6 protein-coding genes and 1 pseudogene are annotated in these 6,487 nt (G+C 45.8%); 6 read left to right on the top strand and 1 reads right to left on the bottom strand.

The genetic code is table 11. From position 1 onward, the window contains the following. Nucleotides 1-359: pseudogene (locus tag L4D12_RS25085) on the top strand (phage tail protein); the annotation flags it as partial. 718 nt (nucleotides 360-1,077) lie between these two features. After that, nucleotides 1,078-3,075: a methyl-accepting chemotaxis protein gene (locus tag L4D12_RS25080; RefSeq protein ID WP_428450548.1), complete on the top strand. Its 1,998-nt coding sequence runs from the start codon at nucleotides 1,078-1,080 to the stop codon at nucleotides 3,073-3,075. Nucleotides 3,076-3,093: 18 nt separating this feature from the next. On the opposite strand, the gene L4D12_RS25075 is transcribed toward L4D12_RS25080, so the two are convergent. Beyond that, entirely contained in the window at nucleotides 3,094-4,065 is a 972-nt protein-coding gene (locus L4D12_RS25075) for a glycosyl transferase family protein (RefSeq protein ID WP_428450547.1), read from the bottom strand. A gap of 130 nt (nucleotides 4,066-4,195) precedes the next feature. Between L4D12_RS25075 and L4D12_RS25070 the strand changes: the two genes are divergently transcribed. From L4D12_RS25070 to L4D12_RS25055, 4 genes are all read left to right on the top strand, one after another. Next, entirely contained in the window at nucleotides 4,196-4,522 is a 327-nt protein-coding gene (locus L4D12_RS25070) for a YbjQ family protein (RefSeq protein ID WP_428450546.1), read from the top strand. Nucleotides 4,523-4,638: 116 nt separating this feature from the next. Next, the gene (locus L4D12_RS25065; protein ID WP_428450545.1) at nucleotides 4,639-5,265 is read left to right on the top strand and encodes a TnsA endonuclease N-terminal domain-containing protein; all 627 of its coding nucleotides are present in this window, start codon (nucleotides 4,639-4,641) and stop codon (nucleotides 5,263-5,265) included. After that, on the top strand, nucleotides 5,266-6,333 hold the full coding sequence (locus L4D12_RS25060) for a hypothetical protein (protein WP_428450544.1): 1,068 nt from the start codon (nucleotides 5,266-5,268) through the stop codon (nucleotides 6,331-6,333). Beyond that, the coding region (locus L4D12_RS25055) for a transposase (protein ID WP_428450543.1) at nucleotides 6,293-6,487 on the top strand (195 nt) is incomplete at its 3' end. The genes L4D12_RS25060 and L4D12_RS25055, both read left to right, overlap by 41 nt.

Raw genomic sequence — 6,487 nt, 5'->3', positions numbered from 1 at the left:
CAATAAAACCATTATGCGTTGTGAACGTGCAGCTAAATGGCGAGTATTGGCCTGAGCAAGTCAGGCTGCCATTGCTTGTGACATTGTCACACCGTAGTCGTATCAGCGAAGTGGCCGAACCCCAGCATTTATCAGACTGGTTCAGCAACAACCTGCCCGAAGCGGGTACAGAGACCAAGGTTATCCTGACTGATGCCGATACAGGTATCGTGTTACATGAAGAGGTCACGGCAGAGACTGAACTGACCTTTGAGGCTGTAGTGATACCGGAAGCTACCACCAACCTTCAAATCGAACTCACCGCCATACGAAATGGCCATGAAGCAATGCAAAGTTATACACAGGTGCTAGGTGTTTAAAAGCTCCCGAAAACTGTTTAAACCCCGTTTACAGAAATTAAAAACGTGGTTTTTTAAACGGTCAGTAGATATTCACCTAGAATAAACCGCCCAAAATGACAAAAACACCTATTTGTCATTTCTCGCGGACGGTAAAACTACCCGATAGAAACCACCCAAAATGACAAATGCACCCGTTTGTCATTTCTCGCGGACGCTAAAACGACCCAATAGAAACCGCCCAAAATGACAAATGTGCGATGGGTTATTTTGAGTGGCTAGTGATGGGGAGTAATAGTGGTCTTCATTTTCTAGGTGCCTAGACATTGATTTAGCGCTCGCTCGATAGAAACCACCCAGAATGACAAATATCGAATTGTCATTTCTGGCGGATTCATTTGTCAAACCTCGCGGGCGGCTACACTACAAAACCTCGCGGGCGGCGATACATCAGAAAATCTTCAATCTGGATCTTGCATTTACTAAGGTGATGTATCTTAAGGGTAAATTTGATTTATCCACAAAAACGGTGGGTAACTTTATGGTAAATGTAACAACGTGTTGATTAAATTATCACCAGTAAAATGAGGTAATGTTAGCAGTTGGATTGCCGTACGGTATAAATGGTTTTTGAGCTTTGTCACTAATTGGTTAAATATCGCACAGTGGTATGTTTTATATGCAAATGTTTTGTTATTTTGTGGTTATCAGCTGATACATATATTAACAGAGGATGTTTATGGTTAATTTGCTGCGAGCTTTGACGATCCGCCGTACTATTGTGATTGTATTTATTATTCCAAGTGTCCTTTTGTTGGCTTCTATCGGTATGCAAATTAAACAGTTGTCGGCCATTTTGACTGAGGACGAAATTGCTGTAGAGACCGTCTCCCTGTTTACCTTATATGATGAGGTTGCACATCAGTTTGCGGTTGAGCGTGGTCTGACGGCAGGTGTCATCGGTGCCAAGGGGCAGGGCGGACAAGTAAGGGCGCTACAGCAACAACGACTAAAAGCCGATCAGGCTTATCAGTCATTACTTGCATTCACTCCCCAGTACCTTGATCAACAAGAAACACAAAATTTGCTTGCTGCAGTTAAGAAAGAGCTGGATCATCGACATGATATTCGGCGCCAAGTGGATACCTTGGCATTAACTGACTCCCCTTTTGCTTATTATTCGAATATCAATCGGCTAGCTCTCGATAACCTCTCTATTTTACTGTCCCATATCGGTAATCCTTTGCTAAAGGAAGAAATGCAAGGACTGCTGCAGCTTCTGGTGGTAAAAGAGCAAGCCGGTAAAATTCGTGGTGCATTAAATGGTGTCTTTGCCAGTCAGCATTCCAGTGCTGAGCGCTATGTGCAGATAGAACACTATATTCAGGATGAGCAATATGCGGTACGGCAGGCCCGATTATTATTATCGAGTGACATACTGACAGAGTTTGATCGCGTATTAGGATCGTCAATTTGGCGTCAGGTGGGCAATATTCAGCAGCAGTATCTTAATCAGGTTGATACATGGCCAGCGGTCAGCGGCCCGGAGCCATCAGCGTGGTTTGCGCTGGCGACAGAGCGGATCGGGTTGGTTAAGGCGATAAGGGATAAGATATCAACGGATCTGATCGACATAGCGGTCGCTGATAAGCAGTTAACTCAACAGCTATTAATGGGCTATGTGGCTGTGATTGCGTTAATTGTGCTGCCTTTGCTGATATTAATGCTATTTTCTGTACAACGTCTGACACAGCGGGTGCAGGCATTCTCCGCGAAGTTGAGTGCGATGGCGGATAATAAAGATCTGACAATTCGGCTGGCGGATGAGAACCAAGATGAATTTGGTTTGATTGCCCGTCAGTTAGATCAGTTATCAGCCAGTGTCACCGAAACGTTAAATCAGGCGAATCAGGTGGCGATTCTGACCCAGGCAGAAATGGTTGAGATGGAAAAATTCATCGCACAGGCCAGAAAAGACAGTGAGCACACCCATACCCGTTGCGACAGTATCGCGACGGCAATGACCGAAATGGCCCAGACTTGCGGGCAAGTGGCTGAGATCACCGGTGATGCCCAGCACAGTACCGATCAGGTCAGGGGCAGTGCAGAGGCGAGCTATGCCCACAGCGAGCGTTCAATGGCATCGACCTCAAGTTTGCTTGATAACGTTAATGAAACCTATCAATGTGTTGATGCACTGGAAAAGCAGATGGGCAGTGTGTCGAAAATTCTCGATACCATTAACGCGATTTCAGAGCAGACCAATTTGCTTGCTTTGAATGCCGCGATTGAAGCCGCCCGTGCCGGTGAGCAGGGACGAGGGTTTGCCGTGGTGGCAGATGAGGTTCGAACCTTGGCTCAGCGCAGCAAGCAGTCGACAGAAGATATTCGTGATCTATTAGATGGGATCACGCAAAATGCGAAAACGTCTTATACCAGCATGCAGCGAAGTCGTGAGGCCACTTATGAAACGCAGCAAGTGGTGTCAGAAACCAAATCGCTGGTCGAAAGCTTGATCGGTAATGTCGGGGAGATTGCCGATTATAATACCAGCATTGCGACAGCATCAGAGCAACAGTCACAGACGGCGCACAGTGTAGACGGTGACGTGGATGATCTGCTCGCGCTGGCGGGTAACACCATGCAGGCGATCAATGATATTCATAGTGAAATGGTGCTCATTAAGCAGCAGATGAGTGAATTGGCGACCGAAGTCAGCCAATTCAAAATAGTGTAGTAGACGTTATCTCAGTCTTTATATTGTACGCTGTTGCCACCAGTGATTGGCTTGTACCAGCGCAGATTGTTGATCAGGGCAGAAGCCCATCAACTTCAGTACGATAGCAAGGGTCGCGACGACAGCATGCTGGCCGTAGTTGTTGTTTTCGGTCCCCATCCATACATCCTGCAAGTATTGGCCACTGATCTCGCCGTGCTTGCCGGATGCCCCCTCGAGGTAGGTTGGCCACTCTTCATTGAATAAACTGCCACGGTTGACACCGGCTACTCGGCAAGCGGTGCGTGGACTGCGCTCGCTTTCTCCCCCTTCGCCTTTGAAGGCAACCATGTGTTGATCCCCAACCCGCTGTGCGGCCTCAGCATGGAGTTGTTCATAGCCCTGATGGAAAATACCGTGGATAGCGTATGGTGCCGCAGTGGGGTTCAGTGCTCGGGCGACGGTATTAAGAGGGGTTCGCAGGCCAACAAGGTTGCGCAGGGCAAGCAGATCAACCAAGGGCTCACAGTAGCTGGAGAGCGGGATATAGCAGATATTATCGGTTGCTAAAATGTGGCGGGCTTGCTCTGGGGTGGTGGCTTGCTGAATGTTCAGCGCTGGGCAGGCGGACTCTATTTGATACTTCACCGCATCAACGGCGGCATGGCCGCTGAGCATGACACGGATACCGTTTTGTGCCAGCAGCTTGGCCGCCAGCAGTAACCAGGGTGGCTGACGGCGTTTACCCGCAAAGCATGGCCAGTCGACATCGACATCCAGTTGCTGCCATTCTGGTGCAATATGCCCCCGCAGTGCCTGGATATAACCCGCCGCTTCTTCGCTGGTTTCACAGCGAACGCGTTGCAGCATCAGCAGGGTGGCAAGTTGCAGTAGCTCAGCGTTGCCGTCGAGATACATCTCCAGCGCTTGGCGGGCTTCATCTTGTGTCAGAGAGCGGCGCCCTTTTTCCCCGCGTCCGACATGTTTGATAAATTCTGAAAAAGCAGTCATATCACTATCCCTGTGGTGTTGGTCATATTCCCAAGCTACCTTAAGATGGGTCTAGATGCGAGCATACTGAATCTTAAACATTGAGCTAACGTGGATATAATAGAAAAAGACCGTCAATAAGGAGTACACCATGTTATTAGTTACGACCCCCGATATTCCGGGGACGATCATTAAGGACGTTGTAGGCACAGTATCGGGTAATGTGGTGCAATCAAAACACGTTGGCCGCGATATTATGGCGGGGTTTAAGTCGATATTTGGCGGTGAGATCCGGGGTTACACTGAGATGTTGACGGAAGCCCGGCAAGAGGCGACTCGCCGCGCAATCGCTGAAGCTGAGGCGCTGGGGGCCGATGCCATCGTTAATGTCCGCTATACAACCAGTGCGATCATGCAAGGTGCCTCGGAAATTTTGGTCTACGGCACCGCAGTGAAGTTGGGTGGCAGAGCTGGATGATTTTAATGTCGCTGAAAGCATAAGGCGTCCTAAAAAAATCATAAGGTGTCCTTTTAATATTCATAAAGTGTCCTAAACTGAAATTAGTTGTTTTCTTACGACATTTGGGGACACTTATGTACATTCGAAATCTTCGTAAACCCTCTCCAAACAAAAATATTTATAAATTCGCCAGTCGTAAGAATAAAAAGACTGTTATGTGTGAAGGTAGTCTTGAAAAAGACTGCTGTTATCACTTCGAGTATGATTCAGAAGTCGTAAATTTTGAGGCACAGCCTATAGGTTACTACTATGAATATCATGGAAAGCAACTGCCTTATACACCTGACTTCTTGGTACAGTACAGTGATGGTTCATATCAGTACGTCGAAATTAAGCCACTTGGAAAAACGTTAAGTAAAGATTTTAAGCAGAAGTTTGAGGCAAGACAGTTAGCTGCAAAAAGGCTTGGGTTTGATGTTATTTTGGTAACAAGTAAGCAAATTCGAAATGGCCATTTTCTTGCTAATTCTATGTTAGTTCACCGTTATAGTGGTTGTATCACTGGTGACGGCTTGTCGAATGTTATATATGAGCATCTCTTGGTACTTAATTCTCTAAAAATTAGTGAGTTAGCTTCAACGGTTGGTTTATCTATTGGGAAGGTATTTGCCGCTGTTTTGAGACTGGTTGCACAGAGTAAAGCTTGGATTGATTTAGACTCAGCTAAGCTCGATGAAACCACGTTAGTAGTGGTGCAATAAATGGTGGGACGATTCAAAGATGAATTTGATGCCACATATTCTGAGGATGACGAGCAAGAATTTTTGGCTCTGCCAGAAACGAAGCGAAACCAACTCCAATATGGCTCTTTAGATACAGTTGAAATAATTGAACGAGATCTAGACTCTTTTTCTGAAGAACAAAAGCGAATAGCCTTGGAGCGATACAAGTTACTGAGTTTAGTTAGTAAAGATCTAATCGGTGGGTGGACTCCAAAGAACCTTAACCCACTGATAGAAAAGCATATTGAAAAAACCACGTTTACTCAAAAACCATCTTATAAAACATTAAAAAGATGGCATGATTCGTTTAACCAAGCTAATGGTAGTTTTACTAGTTTGGTAGACAAGCATCATCAAAAAGGTAATAGGACAACTCGAGTAGTGGGCGATGAATCATATTACGAGCTAGCCTTAGAACGGTTCTTAGATGCGGTAAGACCCTCAATTAGTGCTGCTTATAAGGTTTATTGTGACACTATCACTGTTGCTAACGAAAACATTGTTTCTGGCAAAATTCCTCAAGTTTCCTACCAAACCTTCAAAAACCGTATCCAGAAAGAGCAGCCGTACAGCGTTGCTTTGGCAAGGCATGGTAAATACTATGCGGACAAGCTTTATAATTACTACCAATCGGTAGATATGCCAACTCGGATACTAGAACGAGTAGAGATGGATCATACTCCACTCGACTTAATTCTACTTCATGATGAACTACTGATTCCTCTGGGCCGGGCCCACCTGACTCTTTTAGTTGATATCTTTAGCGGGTGTATTATCGGTTTTCATTTGGGATTTAAGCATCCTAGCTATGTCTCAGCCTCGAAGGCAATTATTCACGCGACCAAAAAGAAAGATTATATATCGAACTTGCCAATTGAATTTGAAAATGAATGGCTCTGTAACCCCCTGTGTCAGGATAGTTGTCACTGTCAAAAATCAATCAATTTAGAGGGGCGGAAACAGAGGAAATATGTCTCGTTATTCACAAGAAAGAAAAGAAGCTATCTTGAGAAAGTTGTTACCACCGTTGTCTCGCTCTGTCGCTGAGATAGCAAAAGAAGAAGGCATCAGTGAGGCAACGCTGTATTATTGGCGAAAACAACTTCGACAATCAGGAGCCGTTGTGCCAGATAGTAATACGAGTTCAGAACAGTGGTCAGCGCAAACCAAGCTGGCGATTGTCACAGAAACCTTCTCGATG

This window comes from Photobacterium nomapromontoriensis (assembly GCF_050336815.1).
GTDB lineage: Bacteria > Pseudomonadota > Gammaproteobacteria > Enterobacterales > Vibrionaceae > Photobacterium > Photobacterium nomapromontoriensis.
The sequence above is the reverse complement of the archived record's forward strand: the minus strand, read 5'-3'. Positions and strand labels throughout refer to the sequence as shown.

Excerpts from the sequence above, each read along its gene's own strand:
- L4D12_RS25080 (WP_428450548.1), top strand. The coding sequence starts at position 1,078 with ATGGTTAATTTGCTGCGAGCTTTGACGATCCGCCGTACTATTGTGATT.
- L4D12_RS25075 (WP_428450547.1), bottom strand. The coding sequence starts at position 4,065 with ATGACTGCTTTTTCAGAATTTATCAAACATGTCGGACGCGGGGAAAAA.
- L4D12_RS25070 (WP_428450546.1), top strand. The coding sequence starts at position 4,196 with ATGTTATTAGTTACGACCCCCGATATTCCGGGGACGATCATTAAGGAC.
- L4D12_RS25065 (WP_428450545.1), top strand. The coding sequence starts at position 4,639 with ATGTACATTCGAAATCTTCGTAAACCCTCTCCAAACAAAAATATTTAT.
- L4D12_RS25060 (WP_428450544.1), top strand. The coding sequence starts at position 5,266 with ATGGTGGGACGATTCAAAGATGAATTTGATGCCACATATTCTGAGGAT.